This window comes from Irregularibacter muris (assembly GCF_024622505.1).
In the GTDB taxonomy this organism is placed as follows: domain Bacteria; phylum Bacillota; class Clostridia; order Eubacteriales; family Garciellaceae; genus Irregularibacter; species Irregularibacter muris.
The window spans coordinates 20125-36379 of the sequence record NZ_JANKAS010000016.1 but is presented as its reverse complement, the minus strand read 5'-3'; the positions used below and the strand labels follow the sequence as shown (position 1 = coordinate 36379).

At 38.7% G+C, this 16255-nt stretch carries 15 protein-coding genes, 4 tRNA genes, 1 other RNA gene and 1 riboswitch; of the genes, 2 read left to right on the top strand and 18 right to left on the bottom strand.

Features of this window, described 5'->3' with window-relative positions; translation table 11 throughout:
* Nucleotides 1–328 precede the first annotated feature (328 nt).
* From NSA47_RS13430 to NSA47_RS13405, 6 genes are all read right to left on the bottom strand, one after another.
* Nucleotides 329–832 carry a prolyl-tRNA synthetase associated domain-containing protein gene (locus tag NSA47_RS13430; protein WP_257532812.1) on the bottom strand — a complete coding sequence of 168 codons (504 nt, stop codon included), beginning with the start codon at nucleotides 830–832 and terminating at the stop codon, nucleotides 329–331.
* A 58-nt stretch (nucleotides 833–890) separates the two neighbouring features.
* Nucleotides 891–1490: a recombination mediator RecR gene (gene recR, locus NSA47_RS13425; RefSeq protein ID WP_257532810.1), complete on the bottom strand. Its 600-nt coding sequence runs from the start codon at nucleotides 1488–1490 to the stop codon at nucleotides 891–893.
* A gap of 23 nt (nucleotides 1491–1513) precedes the next feature.
* Entirely contained in the window at nucleotides 1514–1852 is a 339-nt protein-coding gene (locus tag NSA47_RS13420) for a YbaB/EbfC family nucleoid-associated protein (RefSeq protein WP_257532808.1), read from the bottom strand.
* Between the two features lie 105 nt (nucleotides 1853–1957).
* Nucleotides 1958–3664, bottom strand: a complete 1707-nt coding sequence (dnaX, locus tag NSA47_RS13415; protein ID WP_257532806.1) for a DNA polymerase III subunit gamma/tau — start codon at nucleotides 3662–3664, stop codon at nucleotides 1958–1960.
* Nucleotides 3665–3778: 114 nt separating this feature from the next.
* Nucleotides 3779–4045: signal recognition particle sRNA large type (ffs, locus tag NSA47_RS13410), an RNA gene on the bottom strand.
* A 76-nt stretch (nucleotides 4046–4121) separates the two neighbouring features.
* Nucleotides 4122–4214 (bottom strand) — tRNA-Ser (locus tag NSA47_RS13405).
* A gap of 220 nt (nucleotides 4215–4434) precedes the next feature.
* Between NSA47_RS13405 and speD the strand changes: the two genes are divergently transcribed.
* Complete coding sequence (gene speD / locus NSA47_RS13400; protein ID WP_257532804.1) at nucleotides 4435–5253, top strand: adenosylmethionine decarboxylase; 819 nt, start codon at nucleotides 4435–4437, stop codon at nucleotides 5251–5253.
* A 44-nt stretch (nucleotides 5254–5297) separates the two neighbouring features.
* Here the strand turns inward: speD and NSA47_RS13395 are convergent, their stop codons facing one another.
* From NSA47_RS13395 to NSA47_RS13380, 4 genes are all read right to left on the bottom strand, one after another.
* Nucleotides 5298–6503 carry a ubiquitin-like domain-containing protein gene (locus tag NSA47_RS13395; RefSeq protein WP_257532802.1) on the bottom strand — a complete coding sequence of 402 codons (1206 nt, stop codon included), beginning with the start codon at nucleotides 6501–6503 and terminating at the stop codon, nucleotides 5298–5300.
* A gap of 623 nt (nucleotides 6504–7126) precedes the next feature.
* Nucleotides 7127–7603: an NUDIX hydrolase gene (locus NSA47_RS13390; protein WP_257532800.1), complete on the bottom strand. Its 477-nt coding sequence runs from the start codon at nucleotides 7601–7603 to the stop codon at nucleotides 7127–7129.
* Nucleotides 7604–7818: 215 nt separating this feature from the next.
* Nucleotides 7819–8073, bottom strand: a complete 255-nt coding sequence (locus NSA47_RS13385; protein ID WP_257532798.1) for a DUF3781 domain-containing protein — start codon at nucleotides 8071–8073, stop codon at nucleotides 7819–7821.
* 258 nt (nucleotides 8074–8331) lie between these two features.
* Nucleotides 8332–9006: an ATP-binding protein gene (locus NSA47_RS13380; RefSeq protein WP_444546814.1), complete on the bottom strand. Its 675-nt coding sequence runs from the start codon at nucleotides 9004–9006 to the stop codon at nucleotides 8332–8334.
* 356 nt (nucleotides 9007–9362) lie between these two features.
* Between NSA47_RS13380 and NSA47_RS13375 the strand changes: the two genes are divergently transcribed.
* Complete coding sequence (locus NSA47_RS13375) at nucleotides 9363–10193, top strand: MerR family transcriptional regulator (RefSeq protein ID WP_257532796.1); 831 nt, start codon at nucleotides 9363–9365, stop codon at nucleotides 10191–10193.
* Between the two features lie 409 nt (nucleotides 10194–10602).
* Here the strand turns inward: NSA47_RS13375 and ribH are convergent, their stop codons facing one another.
* From ribH to NSA47_RS13335, 8 genes are all read right to left on the bottom strand, one after another.
* Nucleotides 10603–11091, bottom strand: coding sequence for a 6,7-dimethyl-8-ribityllumazine synthase (gene ribH, locus NSA47_RS13370; protein ID WP_257532794.1), 489 nt, complete (start codon nucleotides 11089–11091; stop codon nucleotides 10603–10605).
* 21 nt (nucleotides 11092–11112) lie between these two features.
* A complete protein-coding gene (locus NSA47_RS13365) occupies nucleotides 11113–12312 on the bottom strand; it encodes a bifunctional 3,4-dihydroxy-2-butanone-4-phosphate synthase/GTP cyclohydrolase II (RefSeq protein ID WP_257532792.1) in 1200 nt (399 codons plus the stop codon).
* Nucleotides 12313–12323: 11 nt separating this feature from the next.
* The gene (locus tag NSA47_RS13360; RefSeq protein WP_257532790.1) at nucleotides 12324–12962 is read right to left on the bottom strand and encodes a riboflavin synthase; all 639 of its coding nucleotides are present in this window, start codon (nucleotides 12960–12962) and stop codon (nucleotides 12324–12326) included.
* Nucleotides 12944–14044: a bifunctional diaminohydroxyphosphoribosylaminopyrimidine deaminase/5-amino-6-(5-phosphoribosylamino)uracil reductase RibD gene (gene ribD, locus NSA47_RS13355; protein ID WP_257532788.1), complete on the bottom strand. Its 1101-nt coding sequence runs from the start codon at nucleotides 14042–14044 to the stop codon at nucleotides 12944–12946. The genes NSA47_RS13360 and ribD overlap by 19 nt, the downstream gene beginning before the upstream one ends.
* Before the next feature lie 245 nt (nucleotides 14045–14289).
* Nucleotides 14290–14402, bottom strand: a riboswitch (FMN riboswitch).
* Nucleotides 14403–15022: 620 nt separating this feature from the next.
* Nucleotides 15023–15111 (bottom strand) — tRNA-Ser (locus tag NSA47_RS13350).
* A 272-nt stretch (nucleotides 15112–15383) separates the two neighbouring features.
* Nucleotides 15384–15839, bottom strand: a complete 456-nt coding sequence (gene tadA, locus NSA47_RS13345) for a tRNA adenosine(34) deaminase TadA (protein WP_257532785.1) — start codon at nucleotides 15837–15839, stop codon at nucleotides 15384–15386.
* 80 nt (nucleotides 15840–15919) lie between these two features.
* Nucleotides 15920–15996: transfer RNA gene (locus NSA47_RS13340), tRNA-Arg, on the bottom strand.
* Nucleotides 15997–16027: 31 nt separating this feature from the next.
* Nucleotides 16028–16104: transfer RNA gene (locus tag NSA47_RS13335), tRNA-Arg, on the bottom strand.
* Nucleotides 16105–16255 lie beyond the last annotated feature (151 nt).

Here is a 16255-nt window from a genome sequence, read left to right as displayed (position 1 = left end):
ACTTATCTATTAAAATTATCAACTTCTTTCTTTAAAAAGAAAATTTATTTATATAAATGCTAAATTGCTTATGAAGTTTAAAAAATAATAACATTTAGTAAAAAATATTATCTGTGAGTTCACCACATTCAAAAGAATTCTTAGTCTTTACATCCATTCGCGATATATCATGAATGGATGTAGTGTCCAATAAAAAAACTCCTACTGAGACACTTTCCCTGTTCTCTGTAGGAGTCATTAGTATTATACAATTGGGGTAAGTAAACCCCATCATCTTGTTCTTTATAAACTGTTTGCACTTATCTTATAATATCAATTTTTTTATCCTTTACATTTTCACCCAATACACTTCATTATCAAGGGATTTGATGTATTTTTCCAAATCCGATGCCTTAAAAGTAATGGTGGCAGAATTGATATTTGGGTGTACTCCCACTTTATCACATTGTTTTAAATCTTGATCTATATAGACGATAACGTGATTGGTGGAATCATTGATCAGACCAAAGGGGGAAACACTCCCAGAGGGTACCCCTAAATATTTTAAAAGTCTTTTTTCACTGGCGAAGGATAGTTTTCCTAGGCCTTGCTTTTGTTCAAATTCTTTTAGATTAAAAGGTTTTTCCTTTGCCATTACCACAAGATAGTGTTGATTTCCTTTTTGATTTCTTAAAAATAAGTTTTTACATACTTGTGCATCCATTTCTGGAAGAACTTTTTCCATTTCTTCTACTGTTAGAGCCGCTTCATGCTCAATGATTTCAAAGGGTATAGATAATTCTTTCAGTTTTTCATATACTTTTTCTGCCGCCATAGCAACCTCCTTCGTCATTTACATAGATTTATTTTTCTTCAGTTTTGTAGAAAACTTTATAGATTATTTCTTTTCTTTATAATTCTCTTCTGCCCTCAAAGGCTTTACTTAAGGTTACTTCATCGGTATATTCCAAATCCCCTCCGATAGGAATGCCTGAGGCCAGCCGGGTGACTTTGATGCCTAAGGGTTTTACTAGCTTGGCAATATACATGGCTGTGGCTTCGCCCTCTATAGTCGGGTTGGTGGCCAGGATGATTTCCTTCACCTCATCATCCTGCAGTCTAAGGAGAAGTTCTTTAATATATATTTCATTAGGACCTATGCCTTCCATGGGGGAAATAGCTCCGTGGAGGACATGGTACTTGCCCCTAAATTCTCTGGTCTTTTCAATGGCCACAACATCCTTAGGGTCTTGCACTACACAAAGAACTTCACTATCTCTTTTGGTGTTAGCACAGATATCACAGCATTGTTTGTCTGTAATATTAAAACAAGTATCACAGTATTTTATCTTTTCCTTTGCCTCTATAATGGCCTGAGCCAATTCTTGGGCATTTTCCTGTGTGGTATTGAGAACATGAAAGGCCAAACGTTGAGCAGTTTTTTGACCGATTCCTGGTAGTTTGCTAAATTCATCTATTAATTTTGAAATTGGTGCTGCATAAAATGACATTTCTTCACCTCTACTGTCCGGGCCTAGAATAATCCTGGTATGTTCATTCCACCTGTTAGTTTACCCATCTCACTGGAAACCATGTCTTCTGCTTTTCTCATAGCTTCATTGACAGCTGCCAAAATTAAGTCTTCCAACATTTCTACATCGTCAGGGTCTACGGCTTCTGGCTGAATTTCTATAGATATAATATTTTTCTTTCCATTGGCCACTACTTTTACTACTCCTCCACCAGCGGTGGCTTCTACTTCCTTTTCTTCCAATTCAGCTTGCACCTTTTCCATATCTTTTTGCATCTTTTGTACTTGCTTCATCATATTTCCCATATTACCCATTCCACCTGGGAATTTTCCTCTTGCCATTTTTTATTCCTCCTCTAATCTCCATATATTTTTTTGATACAGATTTTTCTATGTTTAGCAATTTTTATTATAATACTTTTATTATAGCATAACAGCCTTTCTTTTCTACTTTTCCTCCACAATTTCCACTACATCTTCTCCGAAAATTTCTATGGTTTTATCCACAATATCTACTTCTTCCTGTCCTGAAAAAGTGATTTGGTCCATCATGACGCACTCTACCTTAATGGCAGAGTTCATCACCTGGGATATTACCTGCTGTAGTAGACCGAGATTATCTTTTCTAGAAAGGGCTGTTTGGTGAAAACCAAATCCTTCTTTAAAACCAAGCAATAATTTGCCTTTGTCATATTGTGCAAGTTGCCCTTCCTTTAACAGAGCTTCTACAGATACTTTTCTCTTCCTTACTTCCCTTAGGATATCCCCCCATTTTTCTTGGATATTTTCCTTGGTCAATGAATCATTTCTTTGTAATGTCTCCTGTTCTTCCCCTTGGGGTGGCACAGATGTCCGAGTTGGGGAAGGAGTTGGTTGGACTTTAGGCCTTGATGGGGGAGGGGGAGTAGGAGTAGGAGTAACCCTTGGGGATGGGCTGGCTTGGGTGACCATCCCGTCCTGTATTTTTTTCTCTAGAATGGATATTCTCTCCAATAGGCTTTCTAAAGATTCGCCCTTAGGTTGTTTACAAAGATTGATTAATTCCATTTCTAATATAATCACTGGTTGACTAGTGGTTTTCATTTTATTTTCTACTTGATTTAAATGATCTATAAATCGAAACAATCTTTCTTCTATAATTTCTTCTCCCTGATTTTTAAGGCTTTCTATTTGTTCTGCAGTCATTTCTAAAATATTCTCTGCCTGGGAGAGGGTTTTTACCATGAGAAGATTACGAAAATGCTCCCTAAGCTGTTTGACCATTTGAAGGATATCTTTACCATTATCCATCATCTCATGGAGCAGTGAAAGGGTGTTTCTTATATCCTGCTTTAAAATACTACCAGCAATATCATAAACCCAGCTCTCCGATGCCAGTCCTAAGGTATCGGTAATATTTTCATAGGTAATGGTTTGATTTTCTTCTACTAGGGATAGACATTGATCCAATATACTGAGGGCATCTCTCATGGCGCCCTCGGCATTTTTGGCAATAAGTTCTAGGGCCTTTTCTTCAATGGAAATATCCATTTCTCGGCAGATATATTCCATCCTTCCAACCATGTCCTTTAGGGTCACTCGTTTAAAATCAAAACGCTGGCATCTGGACAATATGGTAGCAGGCAATTTGTGCGGTTCTGTAGTGGCCAAAATAAAGATGACGTGCTTAGGTGGTTCCTCTAAAGTTTTTAGTAGAGCATTAAAGGCCTCTTGAGTGAGCATATGCACTTCATCAATGATATATACTTTATAGCGTCCTAGAGAGGGAGGATACTTTACCCTTTCTCTTAGGTCTCTAATTTCATCAACACCTCTGTTAGAGGCAGCATCTATTTCAATAATGTCCATAACACCTGAGCTTTCAATTTCTTTACATACTTCACATTGATGGCAGGGATCCCCCTGAATATGATGAGGGCAATTTACTGCTCTAGCAAAGATTTTAGCTGTAGAGGTCTTTCCCGTTCCCCTGGTACCACTAAAAAGATAAGCATGGGCAATACGATTGAAAAGTATTTGATTTTTTAAGGTGGTGGTAATATGTTCTTGTCCCACCACATCTTCAAAGGTTTTTGGCCGCCATTTTCTGTATAAAGCTATATAACTCACAATCTTCCCCACACTTTCCTTGATATCTTTTTTATTATTTCCCATTATACCATAAAAGCAAACCCTTAATCCTTTGGCTCTTCTCTTATTTTTCTATGATAAATACGTAAAAAGGATAGAGAATCTTCTCTATCCTTTTGCATTTATAAATTTTAAAGGCCGTACACCTACCTTCGGTAATGATCCTCCAGACGTTACCTGGGCAGTTAGCTCCAATCAGGCTAACCTGCGGCACACGGAAGGGTTCACTTACCGCTGCTTCCTTCCGGATCTGACGGGGTTCATGAATTTCCGTTGCGCAGGACCCGATCTTCAACACCACTTACTCAGGGCAGACTCCACAGAATCAAAATCTAGGGTAGGAATTCAATCCTGCTATAGCGGATTGCAGGTTATAGGGCACCGCTACCTCCCCATCTAGTACGACCAAACTTAATATCAACTTTAATGAAACTTGTTTTAGAGATGAAAAAAACCTCTTATTCAAGGTTCTAACATTTAATGGCGGAGAGAGAGGGATTCGAACCCTCGGTACGGTTTGTGCCGCACACCCGCTTTCCAGGCGAGCTCCTTCAGCCAGCTCAGACATCTCTCCAAAACTTATGATGTGAGTTATTTTTCTTCCTCACAGATCTATATTATACGTACTTTTTATTCCTCTGTCAAGTCTATTACACAAGAAATAAATGGATAAAGCCTCTAATGAATTCTCTGTCTCTATCTATACTTATTCTATTTACATCTCCATATAGTGTAGTTTATAATTTGTTATTAAGGGAAAAATGAATATATCAAGAATTTTAGGGAGGCAAAAAATGGTTCTTAAAGCGGACAAAAAATTAAAACTTCATGGTTTTAATAATTTAACAAAATCTCTTAGTTTCAATATGTATGATATCTGTTATGCCAATACCGAAGAGCACCGTAAAGAATATATTGAATATATAGATGAGCAATATAATGCCCAAAGATTAACGGATATCTTATCCAATGTATCAGATATCATTGGGGCCAATATATTAAATATCGCCAAGCAAGATTATGAACCCCAAGGAGCAAGTGTGACTATGCTGATTTCAGAAGAACCTATACGTACTCTAGAAGACTTAGAGGAATTTAAATCCGAGAGCCCTGGTCCCCTTCCCCAATCAGTAGTGGGACATTTGGATAAAAGCCATATCACTGTTCATACTTATCCAGAAAGCCACCCCCATGATGGGATTTGTACCTTTAGAGCAGATATCGATGTTTCTACCTGTGGAAGAATCTCTCCCTTAAAGGCCCTCAATTATCTTATTCACTCCTTTGACTCAGATATTATGACCATAGATTATCGGGTAAGGGGCTTCACCAGAAATGTAAAGGGTAGAAAAATATTCATTGATCATAAAATAAATTCTATACAAAACTTTATTGATCGAAATACTAGCAATAAATATCAGATGATTGATGTCAATGTCTATCAGGAAAATATTTTTCATACCAAAATGCTTTTAAAGGATTTTGACCTTAATAATTATTTGTTTGGAGTAGAGGAAAGCGACTTTTCTCCTAAGGAAGTTAAAACCATTAAGAAGAAATTGAGAAAAGAAATGCAAGAAATATTTTATGGAAGAAATGTCCCTAGAGTATAAAAAAAGCCAATAGGATTTTCCTATTGGCCTTTTAAATTGTATACTTATTTTCCATGTATTTGAATGGTCACTGTTTTTCTACCATATCTAAGGGCCTCTGCTCTGCTGCCAAAGGCTAAATCTATTCTATTTCCTTTAATAGCACTACCAGTATCTAGTGCCTGACCAAAGCCATATCCTGGTACATAAAGTCTTGTATAATAAGGAATAACGCTAGGGTCTACTGCGATAACACCTTTTTTAAGAGTTGCTCCTGTACTGGTACGATTGCCCACTCCAGGATCTTCAGAACTATAGGCTGTGGCAACTACTTTTAGTGTACGAGTTACCTTGCCATTACTACTAGATCCCCTAGAAGGAGTACCGCCTCTACTAGCTTTAGGAGCTGGTTTGGCCTTTGTGCCTACTTCTATAATTTGATCCACTGCTTTTTTGATGGTTTTTTCATTTATGGTTTTTCGATTTACTTCTTTTCCATCTTCATAAGTAACTTGTATTTCTTTTTCTAAGGTTCCTTTTTGCCCTTTTTGGACTACTTTATTGGTTCCTTTGTACAAAGAAGAAGAATTTTTTCGAACTGTTTTAAAATCAATATCTTCTTTTTCTGTGATGGTCTTTTCTTTTACTCGAGTAATTTTTATTTGTAAGTCTTTTTCAATCTTAGTCTCTAGATCATGATTAATCTTATCCTTCTCTCCCAGACTTATCTCCGCTTCCTCCATTACCTCTTTCACATTGGAGGCCGTAGTCAATAATTCTGTTTTCTCCCCATCCACTTCAATGACAATGGGTATAGCCCTTACCACCTGAATATTCAATCCTTGTTTTAAAGGTTTATCCAGACTTGGGTATACGTCATCTTTTTCGCCTAATTCAATCTTTGCTTGATTTAAAGCGTCTGCCACTGTCTCTACAGGAGTCAATAAATCATAAGTTTTATCGTCTGCCAGAATGGATACTTTTACAGCTCTTTCTATAGTAATCGTTATGTCGTCTTCTAGTTTGCTTTCCAAAGTTGGGGTAATTACATCTTCAGGAATATAGGAAATTCCCTGTTCTTCTAATACTTCTTCTATAGTATCTTTACGAGATTTTACTTCTAGCTCTTTTCCCTCATCTAGAATAGTTACTTTTTTGAAGGATAAATGGTACCCTACTGCTGTAAGAGATAAAACTGTAACAGCTAGTATGATCAGAAGGAGTTGAGTAGATTTCTTTTTAAAAATCTCCTTCTTTAGGATTTTATTCATTGTACTACCTCCTATTTTTTTACAAAACATAGATGTTTTGTAGGATCCAGATAATAGTATCTTTTTTGTTTCGATTTGTCAACTTTTTGTAACATACAGTATTATATTCTCTGGATGTTGATGTAATGCCTATTTTTATTTATAAACAAAAACTTGGTTTCCTTGGCTATCATTCCCATATTCTTTACTTTTATTCCTTATGATGATGTATCAACAACTCTATCCCCTTGACACATGGACTCTCAAAAAAATAAAAAAAGGCTTTTTCGGCATTAGCCTTGATTTTAGCCTATAGCACTCTTCCCCCCCAATTTTACGATTTTCAGAGAGAAGTGTAGAAAAACAACTTGGGAAATAACCTCAAGATACTTTAAGACCCAGTGCTTTTATAGCACACAAACCACAGCATACTCTGCCATTGACATTGATTTAAAGTAAATGACAAGGTAGGTTAGCCTCACAAAGGCTATGATCTATGTATAAAAAATATACAGCTTTCTCTTGATGGAGATACTCTGTATTTTGGAGTAATCCTAAAAAAGATTTTTGCTGTTAGGACAAATTATTCCGCCCTAGTTAGTGATAAACTGTAGTTTTTTGGTTCTCATGCTCACTTTGTTGGACTACTCTTTACTTATGAAATGTTCTGTATAATTATTTATATTAAATACTTTTTCCTTCAGAAATGAAGGATATATCGTCAAAGATTTAAGTTCATCCAAAGGAAGCCATCCCAATACAACATTACTGTTGTCTTTTTGTGAAATAAACTCACCATTGTCTGGAATATCCGTATCATTGCGTAAGGCTATCAGGTAATAAAATGCAATTGTATTTGCTGACTTTTTATTCCATTCCCAGAAACATTCTTCCGTCCATATCAATCTTTCACAGAGAATATCCGCCCCGGTCTCTTCTCGATACTCTCTAATTAAGGAATCAATTGAAGATTCTCCAATTTTGACATGTCCTCCCGGCAAAGCATATTCTGAACCATCTTTATCCCTTTGTACTAGAATTTTGTTGTTTCTTATTAATACACCAACACTTCTAAAGTTACAGATATAATTATCACCTCTAAACATCCAATCCCTTGGCACCCTTCTCGCCTCCCCAAATATTCATCAGCAGCAGTTCCGATTCATGTTTGCTCCTATAAAGTAGCAGACTTTTACCCATAATATCATTTTCTTCCCAATAAACAAAGACATAGTTTCCCCTTGGCGGAAATGCTATGTCTTTCTAAAATAACAATGCAAAAAAATTTTTAGGACAAACGATGTTACCTATGGCTTGGCTGATAAATTGAAGTTTATTATTTGTGCTTATTTTTGTGCGCCGTAATAATTGTATAACTGTGTGCATTTACAGTTATTATAAAATCATCAATAGTTACATAATAGTTTTTTCCTTTTTTACTTACAGTACAATTGACATCTTGAATTTTATTTTTACACCATTCTACAACATCATCTGTATCTAAATTAAGGTTTCTTTTTATCCTATCCATACCCATCTCAGTTGAATGGACTTTATCTAAATATAAAAGTAAGTTTTCTTTATTATCCATGGTATCCCTCCGTGCAAATTCTTGTTTATTCGCTCCATTGCTCTACAGTAAAAACTCGTGTACACTTATATGTTTCAAATCATTTCTGCTCATATCAAATTCATCATAGGACACAACATACTTGGGAAAGTTATCCCTAAGGGTATTATATACCCCCGAATTCACGCTGGATGGTTTCCTCAGATGCAAGCAGATAGGTCACCTGAACATAGAGTTTTTGAGTTTGCTTTTCAGCAATAAAATCTATCTCTTTTTCTCCTACTTTTCCAACTGTGACTTTATACCCTCGCCGCAAGAGTTCCATATATACAATATTCTCAAAAATAAGTTAATATCCTTCATATTCCCCCCGAAAACCGCCTCCCTGATTCCGTGATCAGTAATGTAGTATTTTTCATTGGCAGTGAGAATTTTCTTTCCCTGCAAATTCTGCCTGCGGACACGGTAGAATAGAAAAGCATCCTCGCAAGCCTTAATGTAGTTCAATATTGTTTCAGGTGCAACAGTACATCCCTCACTTTTCAGATGTTTTGAAATTGCTGTGGCGGAGAAAATCGTCCCGACATTTGCCGTAATATATGCGGTGATTCCCTCCAGCAAATCAACATCCCGGGTGCTATTGCGTTTTACGACATCTTTAAGGACAACAGAGTTATAGAGGTCTTGCAGATACTGATAGCTCGGTTGCTCGGCATAACGGAGGTTGCTCAAATACGGCATTCCGCCGGCGGTCAGATATCGAGTAAACATCGTTCTCGAATCAGAATCAGGAAAAACAGTATGATATAGCTCTGAAAACTCTACATACCTCCCTGCAAGGTATGTAGCTAGCTCTCCCGAAAGCAACTTGGCATTTGAGCTAGTGATATAGATATCACAGTCACAGTCAAATTCAACTCGAAAGGAATTGATGCACTTTTCCCAACCAACCACTTCCTGAATCTCATCAAAAAAAGATACGTCTTACCGAAAATACCCTTTATCCGCTTTTATAAATTATAACTTATAAAATTAAACATTTCAGCCCAAAATTCAGTTAAAGAATCGGAGTGTGAGGATGCAATTCAATTCTCTGGCTCTTTTGTTTTCTGGAAGGGATTTATTGAAACCATAGTGGAAAATTAGTATAAGGAAAAACTCAAGCAATTACTTCAAGTTGCTAAACGGTATATAAAAAAGCCGATATTTTGCAAATGCTATTTTGTGGTATACTTTTAAAATTATTAAATGCATTGACTCTCTCGCCACGGTATGCTTTACAATAGAATTAATCAAAGGAGGTTAGCCCTATGAGAACTGTAAAAGAAGTTTCAGAAATGACTGGAATAAGTATAAGAGCATTGAGGTATTATGATGAAATTGGGCTTTTAAAACCAACGGCACTAACCGAAGCGAATTATCGACTTTATGATGATAGAGCCTTAGAAAAACTGCAACAGATATTATTTTTTCGAGAATTGGAAATCCCATTGACAGACATAAAGTCTATTTTAGAAAATCCCAATGTTGATAAAAAGCAATTATTGGGAACGCAAAAATTATTATTAGAACTAAAAAGGAATCGCTTAGATGGTATTATAGACTCCATCACTCATATAATGAGGGACATCAGCACGACAAACTTTAAGGTATTTGCTGATGATGATATACAAAAAATGGTGGAACAAGCTGTAAAACGTATATCTGAAGATGACCCGACTGGACAGCTTAATCCCTTTGGCAGTATAGAAAAATATGGAAAATACGTTGCCACAATCTTGAAAAACCAATATATAGCAGATGGCATGATTAAAGGCTATGGAAGTCAAGAAAAGGCTGTGCAAGCGTTTATATCTGGAGTCTGGGATAACACGTTCCGCAAAGATGATGAAGAAAAAATTTATCATCAGATTATCCAAGCGAAAAACACAAAAGACGAGGTTTTAGAAAGGCAAGCAATCAAAAGGCTGGAAGCACACTGGAAAGAAATCGCTAAACGTGATGATGTTGGTTCTGTACTATTGAAACTTGCAGACACCTATTTGCAGAATAATGAATTGATAGGTGAAACGGATAGCCGTTGGGGCAAAGGAAGCTCAAAATATATCGCACAAGCCATCCAGCGATATTTTGAAGATTAGTTCAGATAAAACAAAATGCTCAGCGGTAGAGAGAAAAAAATCACTGTTAGATGGACGAATTAGTCTGCTCAAATAATAATACTATAACCAAACGATGGTTTTGAATACAATTACAAGAACAGGGCGCGACAATCTGGATCGACTCTCACACCCTATTATCTTATTTATAAAACAGTATATTCCTGCTTTTAAAGTACCATGAAGCCATTCCCAGTTAGAAATTTCAACTTCATATCCAATATCATTCTATGCTATGGTGTGTTCTTATTCAAGATAAGGTATCTTATACCAGTTTCCTTCAATTTCTTTTATAGCATAATAGAATGAGCCAAAGGAGGCGTGAATTGTACTTAGCTTCATAAAGCGTAATTTATCAAAATGTTCATTCTTTATTAAGATACCATCATAATCAAAAATCAAATTCGCCATATAGGCCTTGCATCTCTCGAATCAGGTTTACCATTTCAATTGCGCCAACCGCACAGTCGAAGCCCTTGTTTCCAGCCTTAGTGCCAGCCCGTTCAATCGCCTGCTCAATATTTTCTGTTGTCAACACGCCGAACATGACCGGAATATCGCTGTTCAGGGATACATGCGCGATACCCTTGGATATCTCGCTGCACACATAGTCATAGTGGGTGGTGTTGCCACGAATCACGGCACCAAGGCAGATGACTGCGTCATATTTTCCACTTTTCGCCATTTTAGAAGCAATGAGCGGAATTTCAAATGCTCCGGGAACCCATGCAATATCAATGCTGTCCTCACTGACCTCATGACGTTTCAACCCATCAAGAGCGCCACTCAGCAGCTTGCTTGTAATAAATTCATTAAACCGTGCGACAACAATACCCATTCGAATGTCCTTGGATACAAGTTTACCTTCAAAAGTTTTCATTGTTATAATCTCCTTTTTCACTTAATAATGTAAAATATGGCCCATTTTTTTCTGCTTAGTTTCCAGATAGAATAAGTCATGATCAGTAGCGTCCATTTGAATCGGAACACGCTCAGTGATTTCTATGCCGAACTCGGAAAGCTGATAAACCTTATCCGGATTATTGGTGAGTAGGCGCAAGGTCTTGGCTCCAAGGTCATGCAAAATCTGTGCACCGATGAAATATTCCCGCATATCTCCCGGAAAGCCAAGGGCAAGATTCGCTTCCAAAGTATCCATGCCTTGGTCCTGAAGCGCATAGGCGCGCAGTTTATTAATCAGACCAATACCACGACCCTCCTGACGCATGTAAAGCAGAATTCCCCGTCCTTCTTTTTCAATTTGCATCATGGCTGCCGCAAACTGCTGACCGCAATCACAGCGCGTGGAGCCGAACGTATCTCCAGTTAGGCACTCGGAATGAACACGGCATAACAAATTCTCTCCATCACCAATCTTACCCTTGACCAGCGCCACATGATGCTCCCCGTTGAGCTTGCTGATGTATCCGTAAACTTTGAAATTCCCATACTTTGTAGGTAGAGAGGTACAGGTTACCTGCTCGGCAAACTTTTCATTTCTCTTACGGTATTCCTGCAGAGCTTTGATGGTAATCATTTTAAGGCTCCATTTCTGCGCCAGCTCCATCAGCTCCGGCGTACGCATCATGGTTCCATCTTCCCGCATAATCTCGCAGCAAAGACCGCATTCCTTTAAACCAGCCAGCCGCATCAAATCCACAGTGGCTTCAGTATGTCCGTTTCGCTCAAGTACGCCATTTTTCTTTGCAAGGAGTGGAAACATATGACCAGGGCGGCGAAAGTCCTCCGGTTTGCTTTCATCCGCTATGCATTTCAAGGCGGTGATGCTTCGTTCTGCCGCCGAAATACCCGTGACGGTATCCACATGGTCAATGGATACCGTAAACGCTGTTTCGTGGTTATCCTTGTTGTCGGTGACCATTTGGGGAAATTGCAGCTTTTGGCAAAGCTCTTCACTTATAGGCATACAAATCAAACCTTTCCCATGAATAGCCATAAAATTCACGTTCTCGGTGGTGGCAAACTCAGCGGCGCAGATAAAATCGCCTTCGTTTTCTCTGTCCTCATCGTCTATAACCAGAATAATTTTTCCAAGACGGAGATCTTCTAACGCCTCTTCGATCGTGCTAAATTGAAACATTTTGATTCCTCCTAAAAGCCGTATTTTGTAAGAAACTCGGCTGTAATATTGTTGTTTTGCGATTCTTTTCCCATCAGGCATTCCACATATTTTCCAATGCAGTCATTTTCCAAATTAACTAAATCCCCAACACGTCGGCTAGATAGCGTTGTTGATGAAGCCGTATGCGGTATGATGGAAACGCTGAAGCTGTCCTTATACACCCTTGCTACGGTCAGACTGATACCGTCAATAGCAATTGAGCCTTTCTCAATGATGTAACGAATAATTAGTAAGGGCGTTTTGATTATGTACCAAAGGGAGTTATCATCTCTGCGAATATCCAGAATCGTGCCGGTGCCATCGATATGCCCAGTAATAATATGTCCGCCAAATCTGCCGTTTGCGGGCATAGCCCGTTCCAGATTAACAGGGTTTCCTATCCGCAAGTTTCCAAGGGAGGAACGGTTTAAGGTTTCATGCATCACATCAGCAGTAAAGCCGTTTGGGGAAATGGACGTAACTGTAAGGCAGACTCCATTTACTGCAATACTGTCACCAAGATAGACATCCTCCATGATCTCCGATGCCTGAACCGATAGGATGGCCGAACTTGTCCCTTTTTGTATGCCTTGTATTTTCCCGATTTCTTCTATGATTCCTGTAAACACCAAATCACCTCGCTTTCTAACAAAATATCTTCATCAATCTGTGTGATGATCGGCTTGCTTAGTAGAAAAGCTCTTTCTGGATGGTCAACGCCCAAACCCTCTACGGGAGTTTTTCCGCTGCCACCAAAAAGCTTTGGAGCAACATACGCCTGCACCTTATTCACAATGCAGCTTTGCAAGGCTGACCAATTCAGGGTACCTCCGCCTTCCAGCAAGAGGCTATCAATCTGCTTTTCACCCAATCTTTGCATCAAGCTGTTTAAATCAATGTGATTATCCTTTTGGGGAATTACCATAATCTCACAGCCTGCATCCAAATACGGCTGGTGCCTATTTGTATCTGTCATGGCCGTAGCGATGAGGGTAGAAGCGGTATCGGTTGTTGTGACAACTTTTGCTTGCAACGGCGTTCTCAGGCTGGTATCGCAGATGATGCGTAGCGGATTCCTGCCATTCTCCAGCCGACAGTTCAGCATGGGATCATCCTCAAGAATAGTGCCTACACCAACCATGATGGCAGAATAACGGTGCCGATCTTCATGCACACGCTGGCGTGCCGTCGAGCCGGTAATCCATTGGGATCTACCAGTATGGGTGGCGATTTTTCCGTCCATGGTCATCGCATATTTCATGACCACATAGGGTGTTCTATTTTGAATATAATGGAAAAAGCTTTTGTTAAGCTTGTCGCATTCATCCCTTACAACATTCTCCATTACCTCAATGCCATGAGAGCGCAGAATTCCAATGCCTTTCCCGGCAACCAGCGGATTGGGATCATAAGAACCGACTACCACACGACTGATGCCGCTTTCAATGATTGCTTCAGTACAGGGGGGCGTTCTTCCATGATGACAGCAGGGTTCCAGCGTCACATAAAGGGTTGCGCCAATTGCCGGTGTCTGGCAGTTTTCCAGTGCGTTTCGTTCTGCGTGGAGCTCTCCATATTTTTTGTGGTAGCCCTGCCCGATGATCTTGCCGTCCTTCACAATCACTGCACCCACCATGGGGTTCGGGTTTACCCATCCGCAACCTTTCCTTGCAAGTTGAATTGCATGATACATATATGCTATTTCATCCATATAGCACCTCCTTAGAATGAAAAATGCCCTGAACGAGACGTTCAGGGCAGGAAAATTTCACAATGATTTTACCGCGTACAAATTAGGAAGTTATGCTATAAAAAATGCCTTGAACACACAATTGTTCAAGGCATTTTTATAGAGCTAATCGCAATTATGCTGCATGGATACAAAAACAAAAGCTCTGAAATGATCATTCATTTCAGAGCATAAATTCAAATATCCACGCAAAAACGCGATTCTTCCTTTATCTTCTACTATCAGACTATACTGTCGGCTTCGGAATCTCACCGAATCAACCTTGCGGTTCGTGGGCTGTACCACCGGTCGGGAATTTCACCCTGCCCCGAAGATCTTATTCAATTGGCATTATTATACTATGGATTGTTAAACCTGTCAACAAAACAGTTTATTTGGTGAAGTCAGAGAGCAATCTAGTTAAGTAGAAACGTCCATTTTGAATATTCTCTTTGTTTATTTTCAGCCATTAAGCAAACATTTCAGGGGTATTCTTTCGTACATTTTCTACCCAATCCCTACCATCAGCTTTCAATAATTGAAGCCTTACGCCACCGGTGCAACGATACAAGTTTTTCAGTAGAGGGCATTTTAGCTACAGTTGTAGGGTGCATCCACAATAGAGAATAAATGGTTGGATAAATTACGCTTTATGTGTAGCGTATAATTCCAGACCCACAACGGTGATATTTTTTCACGCTAGTGGTTCTCTCGCTCGAAGCATTACTGTCGATAAAATAGATGGAATATTTGAAAGAAACCGAGTGACAGAACCTACTGGACTTGGAGCAGCTTAATGATTGTCTACGAGATACTTTATCAGAATACAGCAAAGTCTTATATAACAAAGATTCAGACATATCCATTTCTATGCAAGAAGGAAAGACGCCCTCCAAAGAGAGCGTAAAAAACTCAAAAAAAGGAAGAGCCTGTTGCGGACATTGACCGCAAACAGGCTCATGGCGGAGGCGGAGAGATTCGAACTCTCGTGCCCGTGAGGACAACCTGATTTCGAGTCAGGCTCGTTATGACCACTTCGATACACCTCCGTATTTTATTTTAATACACAGGGCCTTTTCATAGAAGTCAAGGCAAAGTGTAGAAAAACCGTAGAAATCGCTAAAAACTTAAATTTTTAAAATCCCGAAAATTTACATAAGTTCAAGGGTTTTTCGCATTTTCAAAGCAATTGATCCGGTGAATTTTGAGTTAAGCCCATTGAACTCAACTCCCCTGTTTCTCCATTTATCTCGAAATAGGAATGTTTGTCTTGCTGGCAAGGGCCCAAATCTTCCTATTTCACTTGAGCGGCCTTGGCTACTTACTTGTTTCTTTTTTCCCTTAATAAGAGAAAAAAATCCTTCATCAATTGGGAACATTCTTCTTCCATAATCCCTTCAAAAACTTCCACTCTATGATTAAACTTAGGATGATTAACAATATTTACAATAGACCCTGCTGCTCCAAACTTTGGCTCCATGGCCCCTATAATAAGTCTCCTTATACGGGATTGTACAATGGCTCCTGCACACATAGCACAGGGTTCCACGGTCACATATAGATCACAATCCTCTAATCGCCATGTATGGAGTCTTTGGGCGCCCTCTTGAATAACTAAGATTTCAGCATGGGCGGTGGGATCATTGTTGATCTCTTTTAGATTATGGGCAGTGGCTATCACTTCATCATTTTTTACCAGTACAGCACCAATAGGCACTTCTGCTTTGGCAAAGGCCTTTTTTGCTTCTTTTATAGCCAACTCCATATATTTTCTCATGGTCTCACCTGCTTGTACAAGATAGAAGCTATTGCCATACTTGTGAATAGAAAAGTATAAAATAGAAAAATATAAAAAAATGGTGCGCCCGAGAGGATTCGAACCTCCGGCACACGGTTTAGGAAACCGTTGCTCTATCCTGCTGAGCTACGGGCACATAATAAGTTTTTTAAAAATAAAATGAAAAATGGTGTGCCCAGAGAGATTCGAACTCCCGACCTTCTGATTCGTAGTCAGACACTCTATCCAGCTGAGCTATGGGCACACATTTATACGCTATTTAATTAACTATTATATAGTACCATAAATGATAGTTAAAATCAATTACTTTATTTTGTAAAACTTTCTATATAACTCCAGGTTGATTGTCTTGATATTTTGATTATAATGTATTATAGCATTCAATTAACCTGTTA